This window comes from Oharaeibacter diazotrophicus, from assembly GCF_004362745.1.
GTDB lineage: Bacteria > Pseudomonadota > Alphaproteobacteria > Rhizobiales > Pleomorphomonadaceae > Oharaeibacter > Oharaeibacter diazotrophicus.
Map to the genome: position 1 here is coordinate 1,216,100 of NZ_SNXY01000006.1, position 23,602 is coordinate 1,239,701.

Below are 23,602 nucleotides of genomic sequence, written 5' to 3' on the forward strand. Positions count from 1 at the left end.
AGCGATCGCGAAAGCGTGAAACGCCGCCCCCGTAACGTCCGCCCCTCCCCCGGCGTCCCACCGGCGGACCGCAGTGGTCGCCGACAGCGGGGGACGGGACGATGGACTTTCACGCGACGGGCAGGGGCGACGGCGGACCGGCGGCGACTGCCGCGGGGCCGCTCGCCGGCATCCGGGTGCTCGACCTCTCGCGCATCCTCGCCGGCCCGAGCGCGACGCAGCTGCTCGGCGACCTCGGCGCCGAGGTGGTCAAGGTCGAGCGGCCCGGTGTCGGTGACGACACCCGCGGCTGGGGCCCGCCCTTCGCGCCGGCCGCCGACGGCGGCGAGAGCGACCGCAGCGCCTATTTCCTGGCCGCCAACCGCAACAAGCGCTCGATCGCCCTCGACCTCAAGGACCCCGCGGACGCCGCCCGGGTCCGCGCCCTCGCCCGCCGTGCCGACGTCGTGGTCGAGAACTACAAGACCGGCGACCTCGACCGTGCCGGCCTCGGCTGGGAGGCGCTGAGGGCCGAGAATCCCCGGCTGGTATGGTGCACGATCACCGGCTTCGGCCTGACCGGGCCGCTCGCCGGCGGCGTCGGCTACGATTTCCTCGTTCAGGCCATGGGCGGGATCATGAGCGTGACCGGGGAGCCGGACGCGGCCGGCGGCCGGCCGCTCAAGGTCGGCGTCGGCATCGCTGACATCGTCTGCGGGCTCTACGCCGCGATCGGCATCCTGGCGGCCCTGCGCTACCGCGAAGCGACCGGCCAAGGGCAGCGGATCGACCTCTCGCTGTTCGACGCCCAGATCGCCTGGCTCGCCAACGTCGCCACCGGCCACCTCGTCTCGGGCCTGACGCCCCGCCGGCTCGGCAACCGCCACCCCAACATCGCGCCCTACCAGAGCTTCCCGGCCGCCGACGGCGAGTTCGTGATCGCCTGCGGTAACGACGCCCAGTTCGTCCGGCTGGCCGAAATCGCCGGCCTGCCGGCGCTCGCCGGCGACCCGCGCTTCGCCCTGAACCGCGGCCGCGTCGCGAACGTCGACACCCTCGACGCGATCCTGTCGGAGCGTTTCCGCACGGCGCCGCGCGCGACCTGGGTCGAACGGCTGGAGCGGGCCGGCGTGCCCGCCGGCGTGGTCGCGACCGTACCCGAGGCCCTCGCCCATCCGCAGACGCTCGCCCGCGAGATGGTGGTGCCGATGACCGGCGCGGACGGCGAGACCGTCCGCCTGCTCGGCAACCCCCTGAAGTTCTCCGCCTCCCCGGTCGCCTTCGAGCGGGCGCCGCCGCATCTCGACGAGCACCGCGCCGAGATCCTCGCGCTGATCGGCGAGACCGTCGCGGCGGCCGGCTGACCCGACCGGCCGCCCTCGTACCCTCCCCTTCCAAACGGACACCGCCCCCATGAAATCGATCGTCCTCGACCGCTTCGGCGGCCCCGACGTGCTCGCCCTCCGTGACGGTCCCGCCCTCGTGCCGGCCGCCGGTCAGGCCCTCGTCCGCGTCGCCGCCGCCGGCGTCAACTTCGCGGACACGCTGATGCGCCGCGACGCCTACGTCGTGACGCCGCCGCTGCCGATCGTGCTCGGCAGCGAGGCCGCCGGCGTCGTCACGGCGGTCGGCGACGGCGTCGACGCCGGCTGGGTCGGCCGCCGCGTCGCCGCGCCGCTGTTCGCGAGCGGCGTCCACTTCGGAGGCTACGCCGAGGCGCTCGTGATCGACGCCCGCTTCCTGGTCGCGCTGCCGGACGCCATCGACGACGCCACCGCGGTGGCGCTGCAGGCACAGGGGTTGTCGGCCCGGCACCTGGTGATCCAGGCCGATCCGCGGGGCAAGAGCGTTCTGGTCACCGCCGCCGCCGGCGGCGTCGGCTCGCTGTTGATCCAGCTCGCGCGGCTCGCCGGCGCCGCCACCGTGGTCGCGGCGGCGAGCAGCGCCGCCAAGCTCGACCTCGCCCGCTCGCTCGGCGCCGACGCCGTCGTCGACTATTCCAAACCGGGCTGGGACGACGCCGTGCTCGCCGCCACCGGCGGCACCGGACCCGACGTCGTCTACGATTCCGTCGGCGGCGATGTCACCAAGCGCTGCCTGGAGATCCTGGCGCCGTGCGGCCGCGCCCTGCTCTACGGCGCGCTCAACCCGGCGGAATTCACGCTCTCCGGCACCGATCTCGTCCGCATGGTGTTCAAGAACCAGTGGCTCGGCGGCTTCGCGCTGGTGCCGCTGCTCGATCCCGAGGCGGTCCGCACCGGCCTCGCCGCGCTGTTCGACGCCGTCGCACGCGGCGACCTCACGGTGCTCGCCGGCGGGACCTTCCCGTTCTCGCGGGCCGGCGAAGCCCACGCGGCGCTGGAGAGCCGGCGCACGGTCGGCAAGGTCGTGCTGGTGCCGGACGCCGGCTGATCCGTCCCGTCGACGGCCATCGGCCGTCGACACGAGGTCCGCCGCCGCTCGCCAGGCGTCGAGCGGTGGAAGGACGGCCGGCGGGTGGCGCGAGGAAACGCCCGCCGGCCACCGCGATCGGAGCGGAGGGAGAGCGATGGGAATGCAGGACGCCGCCACGCGCGCCCCGACGGGCCTCGCGGTCCACGCCGGCACCGCGGCGGCGATGGTCGCCTTCGCCGCCAACTCGGTGCTGGCCCGCGCCGCTCTCGCCACCGGGGCGGCCGATCCGGTCGGCTACACCGCGATCCGGCTGGTCGCCGGCGCGGCGGCCCTCTCGCTGCTCGCCCGCCGCCGGACCGCCGTCGCGGCGCCGGGACCTGCCGGCGACCCGATCGCCGCGGCGGCGCTGTTCGCCTACGCCCTCGCCTTCTCGCTCGGTTACGTCCGCGTCGGCGCCGCCACCGGCGCGCTGATCCTGTTCGCGGCGGTCCAGGGCGGCATGATCGGTTGGAACGTGCTCCGCGGCGCCCGGCCGTCGCGGCGCCAGACCGCCGGCCTCGCCGTCGCCGCGGTCGCGCTGGTGGCGCTGCTCGCCCCCGGGCTGCACGCCCCGGATCCGCTCGGCGCTGCGACCATGGCACTCTCCGGCGCGGCCTGGGCCGTCTACACGCTCCGCGCCGGCGCCGGCGATCCGCTGCGGCGGACGGCCGCCAACTTCCGCCTCGCCGCGCCGATGGCGGTGGCGGCCCTGCTGCTGCCCGGGGTCCGGATCGACGTCGGAGCGGAGGGCGTGCTGCTCGCGATCGCGTCCGGCGCGCTCGCATCCGGCCTCGGCTACGCCGTCTGGTACGCCGTGCTGCCCGCGCTGCCGCGCAACACCGCCGCGGTGGTCCAGCTGTCGGTGCCGGCGATCGCCGCCGTCGCCGGCGTGGTGCTGCTCGGCGAGCCGCTCGGCCTCGCCACGCTGCTGCCGGCGCTCGCCATCCTCGGCGGCGTGTTCCTCGCCCTGCGCGATCCCGCCGCGCGCTGAGCGTCACATCCACGTGAAACCTATGAAATTGTATTTTAATAGGTTACGTCTTCGCTATGATCCGACACGCCACGACACCGGAGACGATGCCTTGTCGAGATCACACCCCGTCCGTCGCGCCGGCCGCACCGCGGCCGTCTGCCTCCTCGCCGGCCTCGCGGCCGTCCCGTCCGCGACCGCGCAGGTGCGCTCGGTCGGCTATGAACTGCCCCTCGCGCTCGCCACTCGTGCGGTCGACGCGGCGATCGCGGCCTGCGCCGCCGCGGGCTACCCGGTCGCGGCCGCCGTGGTCGACACCGCCGGCGAGCTCAAGGCCTACGGCAAGGGCGACCACGCCACCGTGCACACCCGCACCACCAGCTTCCGCAAGGCCTACACGGTCGCGACCCTCGGCCCGGTATTCGGCTTCGACGGTCTCGGCGCCTTCGTGACGAAGACCGCCGGCACGCCGGCCGCCGCGGCGCTCGCCACCGTGCCCGACGTCATCCTGCTCGCCGGCGGCGTCGCCGTCCGCGTCGACGGCGAAGTCGTCGCCGGGATCGGCGTCGGCGGCGCGCCGGGCGGCGACAAGGACGAGGTCTGCGCCGCCGCCGGTCTAGCCGCGATCCGCGACGCCCTGCCGAAGCACTAGGACGTGCCATGCGGATGCGCCGGCCGGTTCGGCGCATCCCGGAGGTCGGATCGCGGGTGACCGCGGTCCGTCGTGCCCCGGCGTCGGACAATCCCGCGCCCCGACGCCGGGGCTTCTCTTACGACGAACGCGAACAGGCCGGCAGCCCCGATCGGGCGGCCGGCCTGTTCGCGTTCGTCGGGAAAGACCGCGCCTTTGCGGATCCCGTGCGGGCGCCGGCGCTGCCGCTCCCTCCGCCCGCTCCTCCTCGCGGAGGACGGGTCGGGCGGCGGGCGGAGGGAGGGTCCCCGGGGCGTTGCGGAGGGCCGCCCCGGAGCGCGCGACCGCGGTGCGCCCCTCGGCGGAGGGCGCACCGCGGTCGCGGGTGGGGGATCAGCCCTTCTTGTGGCCGCCGAGATGGCCGAGGAAGCCGCGGATCTCGGACGCGATCTCGTCGACGTGGGTCTCGAGCGCGAAGTGGCCGGCGTCGTAGAGGTGGACCTCGGCCTTCGGCAGCAGCGACTGGAAGTAGGCGACGCCCTTCTCGGTGAAGTAGGGGTCGTTGCGGCCCCAGACGATCAGCATCGGCGGATGGTTCTTCTCGAGATAGGCCTTCCAGACCGGGTACTGGGCGACGTTGTCCTGGTAGTTGTAGAGCATCGTCACCTGGAGGTCGGCGTTGCCGGGCTTGTCCAGGTTGGCCTGGTCGGACACCCAGGCGTCGGGCGACAGGCGCTCGGTGCGCGAGGCGCCGTGGGTGTACTGGAAGCGCGTCGTCTCGGCGGTCAGGAAGCCGCGGACCGGCTTTTCGGTCTCCGGGGTGCGGTTCTTCCAGAACGGTGCGAAGCCGGCGACCGCCTCGGGGCTCCAGCTCTCGACGCTGGCGACGGCGTTCTGCACGACGAAGCCGCGGACGCGCTCGGGATGGGCGACCGCGAGGCGGAAGCCGACCGGCCCGCCGTAGTCCTGCATGTAGATGACGTAGGACTTGGCGCCCACCGCGACGGTGAACTTGTCGACGAGGTCGGTGATCGCCGCGAAGGTGTAGGGGAAGGCGTCGAGGCCGGGCGCGTCGCTCTGGCCGAAGCCCGGATAGTCGGGCGCGATCACCCGGTACTTGTCGGCGAGCTCGGGGATCAGGTCGCGGAACATGTGCGAGGACGACGGGAAGCCGTGGAGCAGCAGCACCACCGGGGCGTCCTTCGGGCCCGCCTCGCGATAGGCGATGCGGATGCCGTCGATCGCGACGGACTTGTAGAGCGTGTGCGTGGAAGCGGCGACGGCGGGCGTCGCCGAGAGCGGCATGGTCATCGTCAGGGTTCCCGTGGCGAGGGCGGCGGCGAGGAGGCCGCGGCGGAGGAGGTCGAGCATGTCCGTGGTCCTGTAACCGTTGAAATGCGTTATTATCGGTATCGGTTGAAATCGAACCTGTAAAGGCATATTTCAACGGTTACGAAGACGTGATCGGCGCGGCGCGGCGCCGGGGAGAGGCCGGGATGAGCGACGAGTTCCGAGACGGCATGCCCTTCGTCGGCAGCCGGCTGTGGCTGGATTTCCTCAACACGACGCCGCTCGACCCCGACGGCCGGCCGGTCGACCTCGTCGCCGACGCCGACGGTCTCGGGCGCTGGACCGATGCGGCCGGGCTCGCCGGCGAGGTTTCGGCCGGCGAGGATCCGCACGAGGCGGGGCGTTTCAGGGAGATCCTGCGCGGCGCCTTCGAGCGGCTCGTGCGCGGCGAGGCGATCGGCGACGACGTTGTCGCCGAGGTCGACCGCCGCCTCGCCGGCGTCGCCCATCGCCTGCGCCTGACGGTCGGCGCCGACGGGCCGCAGCTGGCGGTGGAACGGCGGGCGGCGGGCGTGACCGGCGTCGTCGCCGAGGACTTCGCCCGCTTCGTCTGCGACCACGAGCCGGCGCGGCTGAAGCACTGCGCCAACCCGGCCTGCTCGATGGTGTTCTACGACGTCGGCAAGAACGCCCGCCGGCGCTGGTGCACGATGAGCGTCTGCGGCAACCGCGACAAGGTCGGCCGTTTCCGCGACCGCAAGCGGCGCGAGGCCGGAACGGCGTGAACGCGGCGGGCGCGGGCCCCCGACGCCGGCCCGGGCGACCCGGCCCTAGTGGAAGTCCCGGCTCTTCGGCAGGATCCGGACGTCGCGCGGATGGCGGGCGCGGAGCGGAGCCGTGGGCGCGTTTCCAGACGGCTCGCGGTCGCCCCCTGTCCCGGGCCACAGCCGCGCAAGCGCGTCGGAGCGGTCGATCACGCCGCTCAGCATCAGATGCACCACGCCCTCCGCCGAGCGCTGCACCCGGCCCTCGACCAGCATCAGCCGGGCGCCCATCACGGGCCGGCGCAGGGCCTCGAACTGGCGCGCCCACAGCAGGCAGTTGGCGATGCCCGTCTCGTCCTCGAGGGTGATGAAGATGGCGTTGCCCTTGCCGGGACGCTGGCGCACCAGCACGAGCCCGGCCATGCGGGTGAAGCGGGCGTCGGCGCGCGCGTTCACCTCGGCGGCGGTGGAGACGCCCGCGCGCGCGAACAGAGGGCGCAGCAGCGCCATCGGGTGGGCCTTCAGCGACAGCCGCATGGTCTGGTAGTCGGTCGCCACGTGCTCGCCGAGCGACATCGCCGGCAGCCGGGCGTCCGGTTCCGCGCCGAGTTCGGCCGCGTCGGCGGCGGCGAACAGCGGCAGCGGATCGTCGGCCGGCAGGCGCCGCACCTCCCAGAGGGCGGTGCGCCGGTCGAGCCCGAGCGAGCGGAAGGCGTCGGCGTCGGCCAGCGCCTTCATCGGCCGACCGTACAGCCGGGCCCGCCGTGCCACGTCCTCCACGCTGCGGAAACCGTCGCGGCGGGCGGCCACCAGCCGCCGCGCCTCGGCCTCGTGCACGCCGGCGGCCTGCCGGAACCCGAGGCGGATCGCCAAGGCGCCGGTCGCCGTGCGCTCCAGCGTGTTGTCCCAGAAGCTCTCGTCGACGTCGACGGGCCGGACCTCGACGCCGTGCTCGCGGGCGTCGCGGACGATCTGCGCCGGGGCGTAGAAGCCCATCGGCTGGGAATTCAAGAGCGCACAGGCGAAGGCGGCGGGGTGGTGGCACTTCAGCCAGGACGAGATGTAGACCAGCTTGGCGAAGGACGCCGCGTGGCTCTCGGGAAAGCCGTAGGAGCCGAAGCCGCGGATCTGGTTGAAGCAGTCCTGCGCGAAGCCGCGGTCGTAGCCGCGCGCCACCATGCGCTCCACCATCAGCCCCTCGAAGCGTTCCAGGGTGCCGAGGTTGCGGAAGGTCGCCATCGCCCGGCGCAGCTGGTTGGCCTCCACGTCGGAGAAGGACGCCGCCACCATCGCGAGCCGCATCGCCTGCTCCTGGAACAGCGGCACGCCGAGCGTCTTGCCGAGCACGGCCTTCAACTCGTCCGGGTCGTGCGGCGGGGCGGGCGAGGGAAACACCACCTTCTCCCCGCCCCGACGCCGGAGATAGGGATGGACCATGTTGCCCTGGATCGGACCGGGGCGGACGATCGCCACCTGGATGACGAGGTCGTAGAAGACGCGCGGCTTCAGGCGCGGCAGCATGTTGATCTGCGCCCGGCTCTCCACCTGGAACACGCCGACGGAATCGCCCCGGCACAGCATGTCGTAGGTGGCCCGGTCGTCGGCCGGCACGTCGTCGAGGCCGAGGTCGACGCCGTCGTGGTCGCGCAGCAGCTCGAAGGCCTTGCGGATGCAGGTCAGCATACCGAGCGCCAGCACGTCGACCTTCATCAGCCCGAGCGCGTCGATGTCGTCCTTGTCCCATTCGATGAAGGTGCGGTCGGCCATGGCGGCGTTGCCGATCGGCACCAGTTCGTCCAGCCGTCCGCGCGACAGCACGAAGCCGCCGACGTGCTGCGACAGGTGGCGGGGAAAGCCGAGCAGGCGCTTGGCGAAGCCGACGGCGCGGGCGATCCACGGGTTGTCCGGGTCGAGCCCGGCCTGCACCACCTGGGCCCGGGTGATGTCCGAGCCCCAACTGCCCCATTGCGTGCCGGACAGGGCCGCCGTGACGTCCTCGGACAAGCCGAGCACCTTGCCGACCTCGCGAATGGCGCTCTTCGGGCGATAGTGGATCACGGTCGCCACCAGCCCCGCCCGCTCGCGGCCGTAGCGTTCGTAGATGTGCTGGATGATCTCCTCGCGGCGCTCGTGCTCGAAGTCGACGTCGATGTCGGGCGGCTCCCGGCGCTCCTCGGAGATGAAGCGGGCGAACAGCACGTCGTGCTCGGCCGGGTCGACGCAGGTGATGCCGAGCATGTAGCAGACGGCGGAATTGGCCGCCGAGCCGCGCCCCTGGCACAGGATGCCGAGATCCCTGGCCACCCGCACGATGTCGTGGATGGTCAGGAAATAGGGCGCGTAGTTCAGCTTGGCGATCAGCGCCAGTTCGTCCCGCAGCAGCGCCTCGACCTTGCCGGGAATTCCGTCCGGATAGCGCATGGCGGCGTGGCGCCAGGTCAGCTCCTCGAGCCAGCCCTGGGCGTCGCGGCCGGGCGGGATCGGCTCGTCGGGATATTCGTAGCGCAGCTCGCCGAGGTCGAAGTCGACCCGCGCCAGGAAATTCCCCGTCTCGGCGATCGCCTCCGGACGGTCCGCGAACAGCCGCGCCATCTCGCCGGGATGCTTGAGGTGGCGCTCGGCGTTGATCTCCAGCCGGCGGCCGGCGGTCTCCAGCGTGCGGCCCTCGCGGATGCAGGTGAGGATGTCCTGCAGGTCGCGCTGGCCCGGCTCGGCGTAGAGCACGTCGTTGGTGGCGAGCAGAGGCAGGCGGGCCCGGTCGGCGAGGGACGCGAGCCCGGCGAGGCGCCGGCGGTCGTCGCCGCGCCGGGGCATGGTGGCGGCGAGCCAGAGCGCGCCGGGCGCCGCCTCCGCGAGCCGGGGCAGCGCGGCCTCCATCGGCGCGAGGTCGCGCTCGGGCATCGCCACCAGCAGGAGGTCGGCGGCGTCGGCGCAGAGGTCGTCGATGGTCAGGTGGCACTCGCCCTTGCGGGCGCGCCGGTTGCCGCGCGTCAGCAGCCGGCAGAGCCGGCCCCAGCCCGCCCGGTTGGCGGGATGGGCGACGACGTCGGGCGTGCCGTCGGCGAAGACGAGCCGGGCGCCGGCGACGAGCCGAAACCGCGCCGCCCGCGCCCGCGCCTCGGCCCGAATCGCCGCGGCGAGGGCCTCGTGGGAGGGGGCCGCGGGCAGTTCGACGCGGTATTCGCCCGGCCCCGACCCTTCGCGCCGGACGACGGGCGGCAGCAGCCCGCCCTCGCGCAGTTCGCCGAGTGCGGTCCAGGCCCGGACCACGCCGGCCACGGTGTTGCGGTCGGCGATGCCGAGGCCGGCATGGCCGAGCAGCACGGCGGCGAGCACCAGGTCGGCCGGCTGCGAGGCCCCGCGCAGGAAGGAGAAGGTGCTGGCCGAGACGAGTTCGGCATAGGGCGGGAAGAACGGCGCGGTCATGCGAACAGCCCGTGGACGAACCAGCGCGGCGGCGTGCCCTCCTCCTCGTAGAGCCCCTCGCGGAAGATCCAGAAGCGATGGCCGGCGGCGTCCTCGACCCGGTAGTAGTCGCGCGTCGGCGGCGGCGTGCCGTCCTGCGCGCGCCACCATTCGGGCGCGATCCGCTCCGGCCCCTCGGCGCGCGCCACCTCGTGCAGCACCCGCCGCCAGCGGAAGCGCAGGGGCGGACTGTCCGGCACCTCGGCCAGCACGTCGATCGGCTGCGGCCGGCCGAACAGCGTCAGCGGACGCGCCGGTGGCTGGCCCGGTTCCGGTTCCGGCCAGGGCGCGTCGTCGGTCTCCTCCAGCCAGGGCACCGTGCCGCCGGCGCGCACCGGATCGTGGCTGTCGCGGGCGACGAAGCGGCGGACGGTCTCGCGCCCGAAGCGGGCCACCAGCCGGTCCACCAGTCCGGCGAGGGCGCGCGCCTCCTCGCGCGCGTCGCGGCCGCCGGCGAGATCCGGCTGGGCGACCTCGAGCGCCTCGCCGCGCAGCACCACCAGCCGCAGCGCGTCGAAGCCGAAGCCCGGGTCGAGCGGATCGGCCAGCGCCTCGATCCGGAGGCGGATCAGCCGCATCAGCGCGGCGGCGTCGCGGGTGGGTCCGGCGGTCTCGACCACGAGGTGCCGCACCGCGCCGTCGGCCCGGAAGAAGGCCGCCTCGAAGGCGCGTCCGCCCGCCCCGCGCGCCTCCAGCGCCGCCGTCACGTCGCCGGCCAGCCGCTCCAGCACGGCGAGGAGCCCGTCGAGTTCGGCGAACGGCTCCTGGAAATGCCGCTCCGCCATGATCACCGGCGGCGGCCTCAGCGGCGTGACGCGGATGTCCTCGCGTCCCGTGATCCGCCGCAGCGCGGTGGTCACGCCCTCGCCGAAGCGGGCGGCGAGCACGGGGGACGGCCGGTCGGCGAGGTCGCCGAGGCTGCGCAGGCCCGCGCGCACGAGCGCGAGCGTGACAGCCTCGTCCTGCTCCAGCGCCGCCACCGGCAGGCCGCGCGCCGCCGCCGCCTCCCCACCGGGCGGCGTGACGCTGCCGGGGCGATGGCGGGCGAAGGCCCAGGCCGCCTCCGGCGTCCCGGCGATCGCGCCCTGGGTCTGCAGGCCCGCCCGCGCCAGACGCCGCCGCGCCGCCGCGCCGAGCCCGCGCTCGCCGCCGAAGAGATGGGCGCAGCCGGTGACGTCGAGCACGAGGCCGTCGTGCCCGCGCAGCGCCACCAGCGGCGTGAAGATCTCCATGGCCTCGGCCGAGCCGCGCAGCAGCGCCGCGTCGGCCTCCGGCGCGGCGTCGGCGGTGGCGACGTCCGGCACCAGCGCGCGCGCCTCGGCCAGCGCCATGCCGGGCGCGAGCCCGAGCGCCGCCGCCGCGCCGTCGACGGCGACGAGGCGCAGCGCGCCGCGCTCCTTGGCGACCAGCACGAGCGGACGCTCATCCCGTCTGCCGGCGACGGCCTCGATCTGCCGCAGCCGGTCCGTCGGGAGCCAGGGGAACCACAGCGCCAGATAGCGGCGCGGCGCGGCGGGGGCCGGCGGCGACGGCGACCGCGTCGGCGTCGCGGAGGCGGAATTGGCGGACATCGCGATCCCACTCCAGGTGATAAGAGAGCCCTTCCCGCCCGCTCCGGTCCCTGAGCAGCACGAGTTCCAGCGCCGGCGGCCCCGGCGCGCGGGCGGAAAGGGCGCGCGAGGCGAGCGCGCGCACCCGCCAGCGCGTCTCGGCCGCGCTCGGCGTCGGCGCGGCGGCGGTGCGGGCGACCAGCACCGGCACGCCCGTCTCGCGGGCGGCGAGCGCGAGCCGACGGCTGGCCGTGAGGTCGTAGGGACGCGCCTCGCCCCAGAGTTCCAGGACGACGCCGCCGAGCGCGGCACAGCGCGCGCCCTCGAGCGCCGCCTGCAGGGCCGACAGCGGATCGCGCGGCAGCACCAGCACCACCCGGCCGGGGTCGATCCCGAGTTCGCGCAGGCCCGCGGCGGACGGCATCCCGGCCTCGCGGTTCTGCTCGGCCTGCCGGACCCACAGCACCGCCCCCGCCCGGCCGGCCCCGCCCATCGCCAGCAGGCAGCCCGACAGGCAGACGGCCTCGGCCTGCCCCGCCGCGTAGACCTCGTGCAGGCCGTCGGCGGCGAAGGCGGGACCGGACCCGAAACTGGCGAGAGCGACGGCCATGACTTCCACGATCCACCCCCGCCCGGGACGCCGGGCGGCGGGACGATGTTCCTATTTTGTTCCCAAAATCCCCGACCCGTCGCCGCGAGTCAAGGCGAAGCCGGGCGCGCGGGGCCGGCGGCGGCGAAAGGCTGGGGACGGATCGGGGCGGGGGTGCCGTTGACGAGAATGCGCGGCCGCGCTCCACTGGAACGCGTACGGATCTCGCCCGAGTCCGGGCCGGATCGCCATGGCGGTGAGCCCGATTTCGGGATGGATGACGAAGATGTTCGCGACGGGGAGGAGCCGACATGACGATCGACGAGGCCGCGGCAGAACTGGCGCGGATGCATCGGCTGGCCGGGCCGAGCCGTGAACAGGCGGTCGCCATCCATCTGTTCGGGATCGTCTACGCCAGGGAGATCGCCGGCATGTTGATTAGAGAATTCGGCCTGTTTTCATTTTTCTTTCATGTGTCATTCGTATTCGCCGCTCAGTTTACGCTCATGCAAGATACAATCGTTCTGCGCGAGTACCGCGGTCAATTCACCGGATAAGACAATGAAAAAGCCAGATTGGTTCAAAATAAACGAAGAGTCAACACCCATCGTCATGAAACGTATTGCGGTAAGTGTCTCAGATATAAAAATGACATCCCAAGTTCGATCATCATCTTTGATGGCGCATTGGTTCTTACTTGATACGTTGCTTCTGGCAAATCAGGCGAACCGGGAGGGGATGCACGCCAACGCCTTGGCACTGACGCGACAATGCGTTGAAGCGATCAGCATCATCGAACTCGGCGTGTGCGGCCACCCCGACGCCGAAGCAACATTGCTGAGATGGGATTCGGACGATCTCACGCCTGGCAAGCTCCGGGCTTGGTTGCAAACGAATGTCTGGCCGAATTACGGGAATGGTTTATGGCAAGAGCCGTGGTCCACTTTCATGCGGGAATTTGCCGGAGCGATCCAACCCTATGCTCATTACGGCCGCAGCCTCGCACAATGGCAACTCCGCCTCCATCGCTTCTATGACGCGAACAAGTCGACCGCTTCTTCCCACGCCATACTTGAGATGAGGCCACGTGCCTACGATCCGCAGAAAGCCACCCGCATCACGCTCTTTCACGCCCTCCTGACTTACCTGCTGGGCCGGATTTGGTCAGCGGCGAATCCCGCCGATGCCGAGTTCTTCGCCTTGATGGCGAAACTGGGAACGGCGCTTGGCAAGTCTCGGTACCTCGACGGGCATCAGACCGATTGGAGTCAGCAATTCTGGGCCATGGTCTGGGAACGCGGCGGCGGCACTATCCTCGAATAGGGAGCCGTAGCCGCGTGCCGTTACACCTCGACGGCAACCGAATGTCTATCTCGGTCAAAACCAGCCCCCCGAAACCCCGCTTGCAAAGGCGTAGGCGCCCGGTAAGTTCGCCGTCCGTGCCGCGGAGCTCCGTCGGCCGGCCGAGGGCGCGTAGAGCGACCTGGACCGCCCCGCACTCCCAGCCCTCCCGGCCCTCGCAAGATCCGACCGCCCCACCGTGACCCCTGCCGCTCGCCTGCAAGCCACCCTCGATCTCTCGTCCGCCGTCGAGAACGACGCCCGCCCCGCGGATGCCGTCACCGCCGCCTGGGTCCGGACCCGGCGTCATCTCGACGACCGGGACAAGGGCGCCATCCTCGAACGGCTCCACGCGCTCCTGCGCCATCGCGCGCGGCTCGGCTGGTGGCTGGTCCGGCACGGGCAAGAGGACGATCCCCGCAAGCGGCTGCTCGCGTGGCTGACGCTCGGCGAAGGCAGGACGCCCGTCGAGGTCGCGCGCCTGTTCGCTGGCGCGAAGGGCGCGCCGGCCGCCCTGACCGACGGCGAAGGCGCGCTGCTCGCCGCGCTGAAGGGCTGCACGATCGTCCATCCCGCCATGCCCGACGCGATGCGCCTCGAGTGTCCGCCCTGGGCGATCGAGCCGCTGCGGCGGCGCTTCGGGGCGGCCTTCGAGGCCGAGATGGCGGCGCTGCTGACGCCGCCGCCGCTCGACCTTCGCGTCAACCCGATCCAGACGACGCGCGAGGCCGTGCTGGCCGAACTGAAGGGCCTCGGTCTGCCGGCCGAACCCACCAAGCTGTCGCCCGACGGCGTCCGGTTGCCCGAACGCGTCGCCCTGGCGCGCCTGCCCGGGCTGAAGACCGGCGCGATCGAGATCCAGGACGAGGGCTCGCAGCTGGTCGCGTCGCTGGTCGACGCCCGGCCCGGCGAGCGCGTGGTCGACTTCTGCGCCGGCGCCGGCGGCAAGACGCTGGCCATCGCCGCTCGGATGCGGAACAAGGGCCACGTCGTCGCCTGCGACGTCAACGAGGCCCGCCTGAAGCGCTGTGCCGAGCGTCTCCGCGCCGCCGGCCTGCACAATGCCGAGACCCGGCTCCTCGCCGGCGAGACCGACCGCTGGGTCAAGCGCCACAAGGGCGGCTTCGACCGCGTCCTGGTCGACGCACCCTGCAGCGGCACCGGCACGTGGCGGCGCAATCCGGACGCCCGCTGGCGCGCGCCGGAGGACGAGGGCCTCGCCGGCCTCGTGGCCCTGCAAGGCCGGATCCTCGCCAGCGCCGCCCGCCTCGTCAGGCCCGGCGGCCGCCTCGTCTACGCCACCTGCTCGCTGCTCCCCGAGGAGAACGAGCAGCAGGTCGCCGCCTTCCTCGCCGCGCACCCGGCCTTCGCCGTCGTGCCCCTCCGCGAAGCCGCGCCGCAGCTGACGACCTCGGCCCACCCGGACCACCTGTCGCTGACCCCGGCCCGCCACGACACCGACGGCTTCTTCGCCGCCGTGCTGCGGCGCGAGGGCCCGCCGGAGCCGGTCGCGGAAGACTAGCTCTCCCTCACCGCTTCGGCAGCGGAACACCCTTGGTTGTGAACGTTCCCGCCTTGAAGCCGGGCCGCACCGGGCGCTTCTTGTCGCCGGGGCGGGCCGTGCCGATCGGCTGGTTGGCCGGGATCAGCTGGTCCGGGCGCGGCCCGATCAGGTCGGCGCGGCCCATCGCCTTCAGCGCCTCGCGCAGCAGCGGCCAGTTCTCGGGGTCGTGGTAGCGCAGGAACGCCTTGTGCAGACGCCGCTGCCGGCCGCCGCGCACGGTCTCGACCGTCTCCGTCGCGCCGCGCCGGACGCCTTTCAGCGTGTTGACGCCGGTGTGGTACATCGCCGTCGCCGTCGCCATCGGCGAGGGCAGGAAAGTCTGAACCTGATCGGCCCGGTAGCGGTTCTTCTTCAACCAGAGCGCCAGCTGCAGCATGTCCTCGTCGGTCGTGCCGGGATGGGCCGCGATGAAATACGGGATCAGGTAATACTTCTTGCCTGCCGCCTTCGCCGCCTCGTCGAACATCTCCTTGAAGCGGTCGTAGGTGCCGATGCCCGGCTTCATCATCACGTCGAGCGGTCCGCGCTCGGTGTGTTCGGGCGCGATCTTCAGGTAGCCGCCGACGTGGTGGGTGACGAGCTCCTTGACGTATTCCGGGCTCTTCACCGCGAGGTCGTAGCGCACGCCGGAGGCGACCATCACCTTCTTGACGCCCTTGACCTCGCGCACCTTGCGGTAGAGCCGGATCAGGTCGTCGTGGGACGTGTTGAGGTTCGGGCAGATGTCCGGGAACACGCAGGACGGCAGCCGGCAGGCCGCCTCGATCTTCGGATCCTTGCACGCCATCCGGTACATGTTGGCGGTGGGGCCGCCGATGTCCGAGATCACGCCGGAAAAGCCCGGGGTCTTGTCGCGGATCTTCTCGATCTCGCGCAGGATCGAGCCCTCGGAGCGGTTCTGGATGATGCGGCCCTCGTGCTCGGTGATCGAACAGAAGGTGCAGCCGCCGAAGCAGCCGCGCATCACCGTCACCGAGAACTTGATCATCTCCCAGGCCGGGATCTTCGCGTCGCCGTAGGAGGGATGAGGCGCCCGGGCGTAGGGCAGGTCGTAGACCGCGTCCATCTCGTCCGAGGTCAGCGGGATCGGCGGCGGGTTGAGCCAGAGGTCGCGGTCGCCATGACGCTGGACCAGCGGACGGGCGTTGCCGGGATTGGCCTCGCGGTGCAGGACGCGCGAGGCGCGGGCGTAGGCCTCCTTGTCGGTCTCGACCTGCTCGTAGGAGGGCAGCCGGATCACCGTGTCGCCGGGCTTGCGCGCGGCGCCCTCGTCGGCGGAATCGAGGTCGTCGGCGTGGAGTTCCGTGAAACCCTCGGGCACCGGGCGGAACAGCGCGACGCCGCGGATCGAGTGGAGGTCGCGCGGCTTCTCGCCGGCGGCGAGCCGGTTCGCGACCTCGACGACGGCACGCTCGGCGTTGCCGTAGAGCAGGAGGTCGGCCTTGGCGTCGGCCAGGATCGACCGGCGCACCTTCTCGGACCAGTAGTCGTAGTGCGCGATGCGGCGCAGCGAGGCCTCGATGCCGCCGAGGATCACCGGCACGTCCTTGTAGGCCTCGCGGCAGCGCTGGGTGTAGACGATGGTGCATCGGTCCGGCCGCTTGCCGCCCTCCCCGCCCGCCGTATAGGCGTCGTCGTGGCGCAGCCGGCGGTCCGAGGTGTAGCGGTTCACCATCGAATCGAGGTTGCCGCCGGTGACCCCGAAGAACAGCCGGGGCCGGCCCAGCGCCTTGAACGGCTCGGCCGACTGCCAGTCCGGCTGCGAGATGATCCCCACGCGATAGCCCTGGGATTCGAGCAGGCGGCCGATGATCGCCATGCCGAAGCTCGGATGGTCGACATAGGCGTCGCCGGTCACGAGCACGACGTCGCAAGCGTCCCATCCGAGCGCCGCCATCTCGGGCTTGCTCATCGGCAGGAACGGCGCTGCGCGGCCGCCGGAGGACCCGCGGGTCGACAGCGGCGCGACGGGATTTCGAAGGGTGTCCATAGTTCCACGTATAGGCGGATATCGAGGCCGATTCAATTCGGCCGGGGATCGGCTCGCCGCGTTCGGGACGAGCGCGGAGGGCGAGCGGGAAGGGTTGGATCCCCGGACCGAGCAGGCTCGGCGCCTCGACTACAACGACGACCGCCCGCACACCAGTCCAAGCGGTCTCGCCCCGGACGAGTTCGCCACCCGGTCCGGGAAGGACCGGAACCAGAACGGATTCTGGTTATGAACTAGGGCATATTGGGGGCGAGGTCAGATTGTCCGAACTTCGGGATGCGCTCCACACAGCTTGGGAGCCCGAGTTCCGAAACCGAGCACGTTGTCCTGATCACATGACGACCGGTGAGCGCTAAATGGTTCCGCCAGCCCGCACCGTCCTCCGGATCACCTGCGGCGGCTGTCCGTAGGCCCTGAGGAACGCTCGGCGCATGCGTTCGCGGTCGGCGAAGCCGGTTTCGCGGGCGACGACGTCGATGGGGTGGCGGCCGTCCTCCATCATGGCGCGGGCGGCTTCCAGGCGCAGGTGCTCGACGGCCTTGGCCGGGGACTGGCCGGTCTCCTCTTTGAAAACGCGGCTGAACTGGCGCGGGCTGAGACTGGCGGCCTCGGCGAGCTCCTCGACGGAGAGCGCGCTGGTGAGATGCTCCCGGGCGTAGACGAGGGCGCGGCGGACGCGGTCGGAACGGGGCTCGAGTTCCAGGAGTGCGGAGAACTGCGACTGGCCGCCGGCGCGGCGGTGGTAGACGACGAGACGGCGGGCGATCTCCTTGGCGAGTGTGGCGCCGTGGTCGTCCTCGACCAGGGCGAGCGCGAGGTCGATGCCGGCGCTCATGCCGGCGGAGGTCCAGATCGGGCCGTCCTTGACGAAGATGCGGTCGTCTTCCACGCGCACCGACGGGTGCAGCCGCTGCAGTGTCCGCGCGTGCGCCCAGTGCGTGGTCGCGGGGCGTCCGTCGAGCAGGCCGGCATCGGCGAGCGCGAACGCACCGGTGCAGACGCCGGCGACGCGGCGTGCTTCGGCGCCGGCACGGCGGAGAAAGGCGAGGACGCCGTCCGCGGCACGAACCGGAAGCATCGCCCCGACCGTCATCACCGTGTCCGGCATGGCGGGGCCGACGGCCTCCGTCTCGACCGCGAACCCGAGGGACGAGCGGACGGGGCCGCCGTGTTCGGAAAGCATCCGGACGGCATAGGCGGGTTCGCCGAGCAGCCTGTTCGCCATCTCGAAGGGCGTCGCCGCGGCCATGGCCATCACCTGGAAGCCGTCGGAGAGCACGAAGCCGATCGTCCGCATCTGGGTATCCCCGCCGTCCCGTCGCCCGAACGTCATGTCCTGATTTGTCGTCTATACGGCATTTAAGACATGACGGTCGAGCGCTATTCCTGTTGCGACGCCGGCGCCGCTCGGTCCCGGCACACCTCAGGAGACTTTTCCATGCCGTCCCCCCTCGGAACCGCCGTCGTCACCGGCGCCTCGTCCGGCATCGGCGCCGTCTACGCCGACCGCCTCGCCGCGCGCGGCCACGACCTGGTGCTCGTCGCCCGCAACGCGGAGCGCCTGGACGCGGAGGCCGCGCGGCTGCGCGAGCGTCACGGCGTCGCTGTCCGCACGCTCGCGGCCGATCTCGCCACCTCCGCCGGGCAGCGCCTCGTGGAGGACCTGCTGCGTACCGACACCACCGTCACGCTGCTGGTCAACAACGCCGGCCTCGCCGCGATCACGCCGCTCGTGCAGTCGGACGTGGACGCCATGGAGGCGATCATCGCGGTGAACGTGACGGCCCTGACGCGCCTCACCTATGCGGCGGTGCCGGGCTTCGTCGCGCGGGGCACCGGAACCGTGGTCAACATCGGCTCGATCGTCGCCATCGGCCCGGAGATCCTGAACGGCGTCTACGGCGGGTCGAAGGCCTACGTGCTCGGCTTCAGCCAGTCGCTCGCCAAGGAGCTCGCCGGTACCAGCGTCAAGGTGCAGGTGGTGCTGCCGGGTGCGACCGCGACGGAGTTGTGGGACAAGGCCGGCCGGCCGGCGAGCGAACTGCCGGCGGCGATGGTGATGTCCGCGGGCGATCTCGTCGACGCCGCGCTCGTCGGGCTCGACCGCGGCGAGTTCGCGACGATCCCCTCGCTGCAGGATGCGGCCGACTTCGAGGCCTACGAGGCGGCCCGGCAGGCGATGTTGCCGCGACTCTCCAACGCGAAGGTCGCCGCCCGCTACGGGCTGCCGACCACCGCCTGACGCCTGGATCCCGCCCGCACCGGCGCCGCTGTGGCGCCGGGGCCCTGCCGCTCTTTCCGGAAACCGCACGCCCATGGACCCGCGCACCCGCCTGCTGCTCGAGGGCCCGCCCGGCCGCACCATCCTCCGCCTCGCCTGGCCGAACATGCTGGTGATGGGCGCGCAGTCCTCCATCGGCCTGATCGAGACCTGGTACGTCTCGCGCCTCGGCACCGACGCGCTCGCCGGCATGGCGCTGGTGTTCCCGGCCTTCATGCTGCTGCAGATGGTGTCCGCCGGCGCCGTCGGCGGGGGAATCCTCTCGACCCTGTCGCGGGTGCTCGGGGCGGACCGGCGGGAGCACGCAAACGGGGTCGTCTGGGCCGCGGTCGGGGTCACGCTGTTGCTGTCGGGCGCGACGACGGCGGCGGCGCTCGCCTTCGGGCGGGACCTCTACGTCCTGCTCGGCGGCACGGGCGGGGCGCTCGATGCGGCGGTCGCCTATTCGACCGTGGTGTTCGCCGGGGCGGTACCGCTCTGGCTGTTCAACTCCTTCTCGGCCGTGATCCGCGCGCAGGGCAACATGGCCTTCCCGGCGACGGTGATCGTCGCCGGCACGGCGCTGCTCGTGCCGGTCTCGCCGCTGCTGATCTTCGGATGGGGCCCGGTGCCGGCGCTCGGCATCGCCGGCGGCGGGCTGGCGGTGGTGGCCTACTACGTGATCGGTACGGTGATCCTCGGCTGGCACATCTGGTCGGGCCGGGGCGTGCTGAAGCCCACCGCCCGGCCTCCACGGCTGCCGCTCGCCGCGACGGGCGAGATCCTGCGGATCGGCCTCGCCTCGTCCATCTCCAGCGTCTCGACCAACGTCACCGTGGCGCTCGCCATGGCCGCGGCCGCCGCTGCCTCGCCGGCGGCGGTGGCGGGCTACGGCACCGCGGTGCGGCTCGAGTATCTCCTGATCCCGCTCGTCTTCGGCCTCGGTGCGCCGACGGCGGCCATCGTCGGCACCAGCATCGGGGCCGGCGACCGGGCGCGCGCGGTGCGCGTCACCTGGATCGCGGCCGGCATCGCCTTCGCCATCACCGAGGCGATCGGCCTTGCCGCCGCCCTGTTCCCGGCCCGCTTCCTCGGCCTGTTCACCGACGATCCGGCGATCGTCGCGGCCGGCGCGGCCTATCTCGCCGTCGTCGGCCCGGCCTACGGCTTCTTCGGCGCGGGACTCGCGCTCTACTTCGCGGCGCAGGCGACCGGCCGGCTCGCGATCCCGCTCGCCGCGTCGCTGTTCCGCGTCGGCCTTGTCGCGGCGCTCGGCGGGCCGGCGGCCCACGCCTTCGGGCCGGCCGGGCTCTACGCTGTACTGGCCGGCGCGATGGTCGTCTACGCGGGGATCACGGCCTCGGCGGTAGCGTCGGCCGTGGGTGTGCGCCGCATCGGCGCGTGGCTAGCGATGCGGCGCGTCCCGAGCGCCTGATCAGGCCGCGTCGGCCCGGTCGAACAGACGCCCGAGGTGACCGCCCTGACGGCGGACGAAGGCCGCGAGGCGGTCGGGGTAGTCCGGCGCGACGGCGTCGCGGATGCTCGGGCGGGCGGCGAGCACGCGGCGCCAGGCGGCGAGCGTCGGACGGCTTTCGAACGCGCCGAGATCGACGACGCGGTCGAACACGTCGAGGTAGCGGAAGATCGGGCCGAAGGCGGCATCCACCAGTGAGAAGCGGTCGCCCGCAAAGAAGGGCCCTTCCTCGAGGGTCTCCTCCAGCAGTGCGAAGCGACCGTCGAGGACCTGCCTCCGCGCCTCGAAGGCGTCGGTATCCTTGGCTGTATAGAGCTGCCAGAGGTCGCCGAGGATAGTGGAGGAAACCTCGATCCAGGCGCGGTGCTGCGCCCGCTCGATCGGGTCGACGGGGTGGAGGCGGGGCTCCAGCGTCTCGTCGAGATAGTCGACGATGGCGGCGCTCTCGAAGAGCACCTGGCTATCGACCTTCAGCAGCGGGACCTTGCCGAGCGGCGAGATCGCGCGGAACCAGTCCGGCTTGTCGTCGAGATCGACGACGGTGCGGGAGAACGGCACGCCTTTCTCGGTGAGAGCGATGACGGCGCGCTGGACATAGGGGCAGAGCGCGTGGCTGACGAGTTCGAGCTTCGGCATCGGACGAATCCAGTCGTGGTGGATAGGAGTGTGGGACGGCGTCGCCGTCCCGCCGATTGCGGCTTGATCAGCCGAAGACCCTGCCCGCGACGCGTCGCGCCCGGCGAAGGAGCGGCCTGGAAGGACTGAGAGCGAAGGCTCCGTCGCCCAGCAGCGCTTGGGCGAACGAGAGTACGACCAGGTAGGCCGGATACTCCCAGCCGCCGTTCGGCGCGGTGAAGACCCAGCCGTTGGCGCCGTGGACGCCGACGATGGCGCCAACCAGGAAGGGCGTCAGCGCCAGCGCCACCCAGCGGGCCTGGATGCCGAGCACCAGGGCCGCGCCGCCAAGAGCCTCGGCGGCGAAGGTGACGTAGGCCAGCCAGCCCGGCAGGCCCACGCTCTCGAAGAAGGCGGCGGTCCCGGGCAGACCGTAGGTGAGGAGCTTCAGGACAATGCCGTGGGCGAGGTACATGGTGCCGAGCGACACCCTGAGCAGGGTCGTCGCCACCCGTTCGGCGGTGAGGGAAGTTGGGGCGGACATGGGGCTTCTCCGAGAGTTCGGGCCGTGGCGCTGCGGCTCGTCCCGATCGGTAGCGCTTGCACATGATCCGCTCCATCTGTGACTTTGGAAGTCGTGCTTGCACGACTGCAAGCCGCTCGCCTGCTAGTCTCCCTGGCCATGGACGACTGGAACGACCTCCGCCTCGTGCTCGCGATCGCCCGCCGTGGCTCCCTGACCGGGGCCGCGGCCGACCTCGGCGTCAACCACTCCACGGTCTTCCGCAGGCTCGGCGCCCTGGAGGACCGGCTCGGCGTGCGCCTGTTCGAGCGGCTGCCGGGCGGCGTCCACGTGCCGACGCCGGCCGGAGAGCGCACGGCCGCCGCGGCCGAGCGGGTGGAGACCGAGACGGCGGCGCTCGACCGCGAGATCCTCGGCCGCGATGCCCGGCTCACCGGCCGGCTGCGAGTGACCTCCTCGGAGACGCTCGCCTACAGCCTGTTGACGAGGCAAATCGGCCTGTTCCGGCAGGCGCATCCGGGAATCGCGGTGGAACTCGTCATCGACAACCGCATCCTCGGCCTGTCACGCCGAGAGGCGGACGTGGCGCTGCGCGTCGCACGGCCGCGCGGGGGCGACCTCTTCGGCCGCAAGCTCGCGGATGTCGGCTGGACGGTCTACGGCACGCCGGGCCTCGTGGCCGGCAGCGGGCTCGAGAACGGCCCCTTCGTCGGTTGGGAGGACGGCGTCGCGGGCGTCAATGCCGCCGACTGGCTGGCAGCGACGGTCCCGGCCGCCCGCATCGCCTACCGTACCAACAGCGTCGTCAACCAGCTGGTCGCGGCCCGCAACGGCCTCGGCCTCGCCGTGCTGCCCTGCTACCTCGGCGACGGCGAACCCGGCCTCGTGCGCGCCGTGCCGGAGCCGATCCCGGCGTTGGCGCGCGAGCTCTGGATCGTAACCCACGCCGATCTCAAGACAACCGCCCGGGTGCGCGCCTTCCTCGACATCGTCGGCGGCGGGCTCGTCGGTGAGCGGGCACGACTCGAGGGACGGACCGGCGACCGGTAGGGGCGCGTCCCGGCCGGAGGGAGGCCCGGCACGCTTCGGGCCCGACAGCCTCGGTCACCCGCGAGCGTCTTCACCCGTCCCGCCGGGCCGATCCGGTAACGCCGAGCGGCGCCAACCGCTCGCGCAGAAAGTCGATCGCCACGCGCGTCTTCGCCGGCAGGTAGGCGCGCGAGGGGTAGAGCATCCAGGCGGACGTGTCGAACTGCGTCGCCGCGCAGTCGTGCTCCGGCAGGAGGTCGACGAGCCGACCGGTGGCGAGGTCGTCCGCGATCAGCCAGAGCGGCAGCAGCGCGGGGCCGAGGCCCATCAGCGCCGCCTCGTAGAGCGTCAGCGCGCTGGTGAAGAGAAGATCACCGTCGATCGGCACCTCGGTCACGGTGCCGGTCGCGTCCCGCACAAGCCAACGGTCGCGGAACGCCGGCAAGGCGAGGCGCAGGCAGCGAGCGGATGCGAGGCGTGCAAGATCCCCGCCGAGCCCGTCGCCATCGCCCCACGACGGCGCGGCGCAGACGCGGTAGCGGGTCGGCATCAGCCGGGTGCAGACAAGATCGCCGGAGACCTCCGGTGCGAGGCGCACTGCGAGATCGATCTTCTCGGCCACGATGTCGAGGGTGTCGTCGGTGAAGACGAGATCGAGCCGGACCGCCGGATGGAGGGCGCGGAAGGCGGGGATCAGCGGCAGGATGCAGCGCGCGCCGAAGGCCACGGATGCCGTGAGGCGCAGCAGCCCCGTCGCGCCCACACTCGCCGCCAGCGCCTCGTCGCGCGCGGCCTCGAGATCGGCGACCAGCGCGCCGACCTTGGCGAGATAGGACGCGCCGAGTTCGGTGGGCGAGAGGCGGCGCGTCGTCCTCTGGAAGAGGCGGAAGCCGAGCTCCGCTTCCACCGCGGCCACCGTCCGCGACACCCAAGAGGGCTCCACGCCGCGCCCGCGCGCAACTTCGGCGAAGCTGCCCCGCGACAGAACTTCGACCACCACCTTGAGCGCCTCGATGTCCATGGGATCATTGGTGCAATTTAAGAACGAGTGTCGCGCATCCTGCGGCGTTTAAGGCGCTCGGTGCAAGGATTAGATCTGGGGCGTCGCGGTTACCCCGCCATCTCGTCCCAGGAG

The 23,602-nt window shown here is 72.3% G+C and carries 20 protein-coding genes; 11 read left to right on the forward strand and 9 right to left on the reverse strand.

The window, feature by feature from the left end; translation table 11 throughout:
* Positions 1–101: 101 nt before the first annotated feature.
* The 4 genes from EDD54_RS05745 (at position 102) to EDD54_RS05760 (ending at position 4,034) form a co-directional block, all read left to right on the forward strand.
* Entirely contained in the window at positions 102–1,343 is a 1,242-nt protein-coding gene (locus EDD54_RS05745) for a CaiB/BaiF CoA transferase family protein (RefSeq protein WP_126535730.1), read from the forward strand.
* A 49-nt stretch (positions 1,344–1,392) separates the two neighbouring features.
* Entirely contained in the window at positions 1,393–2,391 is a 999-nt protein-coding gene (locus tag EDD54_RS05750) for a quinone oxidoreductase family protein (protein WP_126535728.1), read from the forward strand.
* A gap of 142 nt (positions 2,392–2,533) precedes the next feature.
* Positions 2,534–3,403, forward strand: coding sequence for a DMT family transporter (locus tag EDD54_RS05755; RefSeq protein ID WP_126535726.1), 870 nt, complete (start codon positions 2,534–2,536; stop codon positions 3,401–3,403).
* Positions 3,404–3,494: 91 nt separating this feature from the next.
* Positions 3,495–4,034: a heme-binding protein gene (locus EDD54_RS05760; protein ID WP_245515649.1), complete on the forward strand. Its 540-nt coding sequence runs from the start codon at positions 3,495–3,497 to the stop codon at positions 4,032–4,034.
* A 372-nt stretch (positions 4,035–4,406) separates the two neighbouring features.
* On the opposite strand, the gene EDD54_RS05765 is transcribed toward EDD54_RS05760, so the two are convergent.
* Complete coding sequence (locus tag EDD54_RS05765) at positions 4,407–5,384, reverse strand: alpha/beta fold hydrolase (protein WP_126535722.1); 978 nt, start codon at positions 5,382–5,384, stop codon at positions 4,407–4,409.
* 125 nt (positions 5,385–5,509) lie between these two features.
* Between EDD54_RS05765 and EDD54_RS05770 the strand changes: the two genes are divergently transcribed.
* A complete protein-coding gene (locus tag EDD54_RS05770) occupies positions 5,510–6,088 on the forward strand; it encodes a CGNR zinc finger domain-containing protein (RefSeq protein ID WP_126535720.1) in 579 nt (192 codons plus the stop codon).
* Between the two features lie 45 nt (positions 6,089–6,133).
* On the opposite strand, the gene EDD54_RS05775 is transcribed toward EDD54_RS05770, so the two are convergent.
* Genes EDD54_RS05775 through EDD54_RS23375 form a run of 3 tightly spaced genes read right to left on the reverse strand, consistent with a single transcriptional unit; the run spans position 6,134 to position 11,692 of the window.
* Complete coding sequence (locus EDD54_RS05775) at positions 6,134–9,493, reverse strand: error-prone DNA polymerase (RefSeq protein WP_126535718.1); 3,360 nt, start codon at positions 9,491–9,493, stop codon at positions 6,134–6,136.
* Positions 9,490–10,944 (reverse strand): Y-family DNA polymerase, encoded by a 1,455-nt coding sequence (locus EDD54_RS05780; protein ID WP_321184140.1) that lies wholly within the window; start codon positions 10,942–10,944, stop codon positions 9,490–9,492. Before EDD54_RS05780 ends, EDD54_RS05775 begins: the two co-directional genes overlap by 4 nt.
* 10 nt (positions 10,945–10,954) lie before the next feature.
* On the reverse strand, positions 10,955–11,692 hold the full coding sequence (locus EDD54_RS23375; protein WP_245515650.1) for a hypothetical protein: 738 nt from the start codon (positions 11,690–11,692) through the stop codon (positions 10,955–10,957).
* A gap of 290 nt (positions 11,693–11,982) precedes the next feature.
* On the opposite strand from EDD54_RS23375, the gene EDD54_RS05785 reads away from it, so the two are divergent.
* The 3 genes from EDD54_RS05785 (at position 11,983) to EDD54_RS05795 (ending at position 14,534) form a co-directional block, all read left to right on the forward strand.
* Positions 11,983–12,228: an HTH-like domain-containing protein gene (locus EDD54_RS05785; RefSeq protein ID WP_126535714.1), complete on the forward strand. Its 246-nt coding sequence runs from the start codon at positions 11,983–11,985 to the stop codon at positions 12,226–12,228.
* A 4-nt stretch (positions 12,229–12,232) separates the two neighbouring features.
* Entirely contained in the window at positions 12,233–12,994 is a 762-nt protein-coding gene (locus EDD54_RS05790; RefSeq protein ID WP_126535712.1) for a hypothetical protein, read from the forward strand.
* 217 nt (positions 12,995–13,211) lie between these two features.
* Positions 13,212–14,534, forward strand: a complete 1,323-nt coding sequence (locus EDD54_RS05795; protein ID WP_126535710.1) for an RsmB/NOP family class I SAM-dependent RNA methyltransferase — start codon at positions 13,212–13,214, stop codon at positions 14,532–14,534.
* A 7-nt stretch (positions 14,535–14,541) separates the two neighbouring features.
* On the opposite strand, the gene EDD54_RS05800 is transcribed toward EDD54_RS05795, so the two are convergent.
* Complete coding sequence (locus tag EDD54_RS05800) at positions 14,542–16,566, reverse strand: YgiQ family radical SAM protein (RefSeq protein WP_126535708.1); 2,025 nt, start codon at positions 16,564–16,566, stop codon at positions 14,542–14,544.
* Between the two features lie 352 nt (positions 16,567–16,918).
* Positions 16,919–17,863, reverse strand: a complete 945-nt coding sequence (locus EDD54_RS05805; RefSeq protein ID WP_126535706.1) for a GlxA family transcriptional regulator — start codon at positions 17,861–17,863, stop codon at positions 16,919–16,921.
* Between the two features lie 141 nt (positions 17,864–18,004).
* On the opposite strand from EDD54_RS05805, the gene EDD54_RS05810 reads away from it, so the two are divergent.
* Together EDD54_RS05810 and EDD54_RS05815 are read left to right on the forward strand one after the other, a co-directional pair.
* Positions 18,005–18,808 carry an SDR family NAD(P)-dependent oxidoreductase gene (locus tag EDD54_RS05810; protein WP_126535704.1) on the forward strand — a complete coding sequence of 268 codons (804 nt, stop codon included), beginning with the start codon at positions 18,005–18,007 and terminating at the stop codon, positions 18,806–18,808.
* Positions 18,809–18,881: 73 nt separating this feature from the next.
* Complete coding sequence (locus tag EDD54_RS05815; protein ID WP_126535702.1) at positions 18,882–20,261, forward strand: MATE family efflux transporter; 1,380 nt, start codon at positions 18,882–18,884, stop codon at positions 20,259–20,261.
* Here the strand turns inward: EDD54_RS05815 and EDD54_RS05820 are convergent, their stop codons facing one another.
* Both EDD54_RS05820 and EDD54_RS05825 read right to left on the reverse strand, forming a co-directional pair.
* Positions 20,262–20,936 carry a glutathione S-transferase family protein gene (locus tag EDD54_RS05820; protein WP_126535700.1) on the reverse strand — a complete coding sequence of 225 codons (675 nt, stop codon included), beginning with the start codon at positions 20,934–20,936 and terminating at the stop codon, positions 20,262–20,264.
* Between the two features lie 67 nt (positions 20,937–21,003).
* Entirely contained in the window at positions 21,004–21,459 is a 456-nt protein-coding gene (locus EDD54_RS05825) for a DoxX family protein (RefSeq protein ID WP_126535698.1), read from the reverse strand.
* A gap of 138 nt (positions 21,460–21,597) precedes the next feature.
* Between EDD54_RS05825 and EDD54_RS05830 the strand changes: the two genes are divergently transcribed.
* Complete coding sequence (locus EDD54_RS05830) at positions 21,598–22,488, forward strand: LysR family transcriptional regulator (protein WP_126535696.1); 891 nt, start codon at positions 21,598–21,600, stop codon at positions 22,486–22,488.
* A gap of 70 nt (positions 22,489–22,558) precedes the next feature.
* Here EDD54_RS05830 and EDD54_RS05835 read toward each other — a convergent pair whose 3' ends face one another.
* Complete coding sequence (locus tag EDD54_RS05835) at positions 22,559–23,488, reverse strand: LysR family transcriptional regulator (protein ID WP_126535694.1); 930 nt, start codon at positions 23,486–23,488, stop codon at positions 22,559–22,561.
* Between the last annotated feature and the right edge of the window lie 114 nt (positions 23,489–23,602).